This is a genomic window from Ruminococcus turbiniformis (genome assembly GCF_020687545.1).
In the GTDB taxonomy this organism is placed as follows: Bacteria; Bacillota; Clostridia; order Lachnospirales; family Lachnospiraceae; genus Mediterraneibacter; species Mediterraneibacter turbiniformis.
This window is the reverse complement of record NZ_JAJEQX010000069.1, coordinates 1-3,644: the sequence shown is the minus strand read 5'-3', so window position 1 is coordinate 3,644 and position 3,644 is coordinate 1. Positions and strand designations below refer to the sequence as shown.

The 3,644-nt window shown below is 47.5% G+C and carries 4 protein-coding genes; all 4 read right to left on the bottom strand.

Translation table 11 applies throughout. From position 1 onward, the window contains the following. Positions 1–151: 151 nt before the first annotated feature. Positions 152–466: a hypothetical protein gene (locus LKD70_RS18240; protein WP_227709281.1), complete on the bottom strand. Its 315-nt coding sequence runs from the start codon at positions 464–466 to the stop codon at positions 152–154. A gap of 147 nt (positions 467–613) precedes the next feature. Then, positions 614–1,684, bottom strand: coding sequence for an ABC transporter substrate-binding protein (locus LKD70_RS18235; protein ID WP_227709280.1), 1,071 nt, complete (start codon positions 1,682–1,684; stop codon positions 614–616). Between the two features lie 176 nt (positions 1,685–1,860). Next, positions 1,861–3,051: a hypothetical protein gene (locus LKD70_RS18230; RefSeq protein ID WP_227709279.1), complete on the bottom strand. Its 1,191-nt coding sequence runs from the start codon at positions 3,049–3,051 to the stop codon at positions 1,861–1,863. Positions 3,052–3,206: 155 nt separating this feature from the next. Beyond that, positions 3,207–3,395: a hypothetical protein gene (locus tag LKD70_RS18225; RefSeq protein WP_227709278.1), complete on the bottom strand. Its 189-nt coding sequence runs from the start codon at positions 3,393–3,395 to the stop codon at positions 3,207–3,209. Positions 3,396–3,644 lie beyond the last annotated feature (249 nt).

Genomic DNA, 3,644 nt, shown 5'->3' with positions numbered 1-3,644 from the left:
TGAAGTCTGCCCTTTTTTAAGTCTTTACCGATAGGCAGAAAGAGCAAATGTGGTTATTGTAACTACTGCGGCAATTTCTTCGATTCATTCATGAGTGATTACATTGCCGTGAATAATTCAGGTTAAAAGAAAATAAAGCGGAAGAAAATGTCTATGTACTGCTTTTGTTTACCGTGTGCATCATATCGCGAAGAGCGCTGTTCCAGCGCTCTTTTTCTGTTTCATAGCGCTCAAATAGCCAGGCGATGGCCAAATCCATACCCTCAGCGGAGAGAGGGAAGGAGGCGCTCTGGATGTCTTCTTCCGGAGTGGATTCAAAGCACCACGGTTCGGGATAGATGTAAACAGTAAAAGTGGTACTCTCCTTGCCGTTATCTCCCTTCATGAGATAACGCATTCCGTTGTGGCTGCCGGAGAAAGGCTCTTTTTTCAGGCCTCCGAAGGGGATGAGTCGTTTGTCAATCATATGTACCGATTCCTTTCTGATACACCCCGGGCGCAAATGCACCCGGGATGAAAATTTTGTCAGACTGTCAGAAAGACGGGGTGCCGGACTGGCATGTTATCAGGTTTTGAGCCGACAGTCTTGCTGCGTCATTACGACATCATTATATCACTGTGCGGCAATTGCTGCAAATTCAGTGGTGACGAGATCTTCATAGGGAACCCGCTCTTCCAGTTCGCCGGCGCTTTCAAGAATATCCTGAAGAAGGTCAAAACTGCTCTGTTCAAAGATCAGATTGCTTTTCCATGTGTCCTGGTCATAATAGCGTGTGACGATGGTCGTGATTGTCTCAAGATCGGTTTCCGGAAACTGGGGCTCGATGACCGCTGCGATTTCTCCCGGAGTGTGTGCCTGCACATAATCCATGCCTTTCTGCAGCGCGTTTGTGAAGCCCTGTATGATATCCGGATTTTCAGCGATATAGCTCTGCTTTGCGCTGAATGCGGTGTAGGGGACATAGCCGCTGTCTTCGCCCAGGGAGGCTACAACATATCCCTCGCCCTCTGACTCGAGGGATGTGGCTCCGGGTTCAAATTCAACAGTAAAATCCCCCTGATTTTCCGCAAAAGCCGCTGCCGTTGATCCGAAATCAATATTCTGGTTGATCTCAAGATCTGTCTCGGGGTCAATGCCGTTCTGCTTTAGGATATACTCGAATACCATCTCCGGCATGCCTCCTTTCCGGCCGCCGAGCACAACGTGCCCTTTCAGATCTTCCCATTTAAAGTCCGGCATCTCTTCCCTGGCAACAAGGAAGTTTCCGGCCCGCTGGGTGAGCTGGGCAAAATTGACAACATAGTCGGTGGCTCCCTCCGCGTATGTGTAGATGGAAGCTTCTGATCCCATGAAACCGATATCAGCCTCACCCGAGATGACTGCGGTCATTGTTTTGTCCGCGCCAAATCCGCATACGAGATCGAGTTCGATCCCTTCTTCTTCAAAATAACCTTCCTCTATCGCCACATACATCGGCGCATAAAAGATCGAGTGGGCAACCTCGTTCAGTGTTACTTTGACCAGTTCCTTTTCTTCTGTTTCTGTGGAGACGCCGTCCTGCTGTGCGGCAGAGCCGCTTTCTGCTGCCGGCTCTTCTGGTTCTTCTGCTTTGTCCGAGCATCCTGTAAGCAGGGAGAAACCAAGCACAGCGGCGGCAATGACTGCTGAGAAACGCTTTTTCATATTTCCTCCGTTTTGTGTTTCAACATTTCTTAATACTATATGAAAAACGTGCAGGAAAAGTGAAGGCAGCTGCAATCAGAGAAAGTGCTGAAAAACAAATATAAAAAGGCGGAAATTAAAAAACAGAACCGGATAGGCTCAATCCGGTTCTGCTCAGAATTCTGTATCAGTAAAATTTAATCGTCATAGTCGTCTGCGTAGTCATCCTCAAAGGCGTCATCGTACTCATCATCGTCATAATCCCCGCCTCTGGAAGCAATGGCAAGAATCAGCGAGATGACCGCGAGAACCGCACAGGCTCCGGCTCCGATAAGAAGCTGCAGATCATCTCCGCGCTGCAGGAATGCAAAAACACCGCCTCCCAGATAGAAGAGCATCGGAAGGATAAAGGCAAGTACAGTGTTTCTGGACTGCAGGATGAAGTACAGCAGTGCAGAAACAAGCAGACAGAGCGCAAGTACAATATATGTTGTTCCACCCGCGCCTGCGCCTTCTGTTGTATCAGCCAGGCCGGTTACAAATCCGCGGTAGATGAAATATCCGAACCCGACGAGGGAAAGAATCCCAAGGAGGATCCGTATAACGCGGAATCTTGGCTCGTCATCATAGTAATCATCATCGTACTCGTCAACGACAGGCTCCGGCTTCCTGGAAGAAGCTTTTTCTGCGTGCTTCTTTGAAGGAGACTGTTTCGCAGACTCTGCCCTCTTGATGACACCGGTACCTTCCTCATCCTTTGACTTTTTCTTTTTGGACGGCTTGCCGATCGTTCCGGTTGCAAGCATATCCTCATATCCCTTACGCACAGCTTTTTCCCGTTTTGTACGGACTTTTTCCGGGGGAATATTGCTGTAGCGCTTCTCGTCGTTTGTCTCCTGTACAGGATCGCCTGCGTCTTTCGGACGGCGCTTCTTTACAGGTTTCTTTGCAGGCTCGGCAGCAGATGCGGATGCCGGTGAGGAAGGCTTTGACGCCTTTCTGGAACCGGAAGCAGGTGCAGGTTTCTTTCTGGAAGAAGGTTCTGCAGTCTTTCCGGAAGAAGGTTCTGCGGTCTTTCTGGAAGACGGCTCTGCGGCTTTTCCGGAAGCATATTCCCCGGCCTTTTTAGAAGAAGGTTCCGCGGCTTTTTTAGGAGAAGGTTCTGCGGTCTTTCTGGAAGATGGCTCCGCTACCTTCTGTGTGGCAGTGCTGACTTTGGGTTCGGCTTTTTTTGCCGCCATTTTTTTCGCACGCTGTTTATCAAGATTCCACTGTTTCCGACAGTCGCGGCAGATCGCATATTCGTTAAAGACAGGATCGCCGTTTTCAGCGGTGCCAACCTGCTTCTTTTGCAGCTCAAGGTCTTTTCCACATATCGGACACTTCATAAATATACTCCTCTCTTTTGTTGACCAGAATTTACAACATGTCCATTATAACATTTCAAAGACATAAGAACAATGCAAAAATGTAATATCTGCACGATTTTTGTCGAAAGAGTACAGAGGACTGCAATATGATCTGATATTGAGGAATACCGGTGTTACAGATCCTCCTTATCGGCTTTGGGAGGCAGAAACTGGCAAATGTCATTGTAAGATTCCAGTTCGCCTTTGCTTCGCGGAAGAGACGGAATCAGACCGGTAAAATCCATGGCAGAAGCTGCGTTCGCCAGATAATCATAGTCGTCAATTTCAGAATGTTTTTCAGGTTCTTTCTTTTGTCTTGTCAAAACAGTTCACCTCATTTCATGTTTTGCCTGTGAAGCAGTTTCAGTTTTCTGTCTGCAGTAAGAGTTCTGCAGATACGGTTATTATCTCCCGGCAGGGAAATTGTATTCTTAAAAGAATATGTTATAATCCCATCTTTGACAGTTGAAAAGAAAAACGAGTGCCACAATCCTTGAAGATACAGGGATTGTGGCACTTTGTGCACCATACTTGAAATATAGTAATGTTTTATCTTCGCTTACTTTTTTTCT